Here is a 226-nt window from a genome sequence, read left to right on the forward strand (position 1 = left end):
ACCCGTGGTTCATTTAGGATAAAAAAAAGGGAGCTGCTCATTATTAGATTAATAGTCTAACAAACGATTAAATATGAACAGCTTTACCGCAAATTATGAAAAAATATTAGAGATACTGATAACAATTGAAAGTAAAATGAATTTTTTAAATCAAATCCGCAATCCCAAATTGTCAGATCTTGAGTTAATCTCCATAGACTTAACTTCAGAATTTATGAGTATTGAT

General features: G+C 28.8%; 1 pseudogene. It reads left to right on the plus strand.

From position 1 onward, the window contains the following. Positions 1-73 precede the first annotated feature (73 nt). Positions 74-226, plus strand: a pseudogene (locus GNY06_RS15710) (IS982 family transposase); the annotation flags it as partial.

This window comes from Elizabethkingia argenteiflava (assembly GCF_009904105.1).
Classification (GTDB): domain Bacteria; phylum Bacteroidota; class Bacteroidia; order Flavobacteriales; family Weeksellaceae; genus Elizabethkingia; species Elizabethkingia argenteiflava.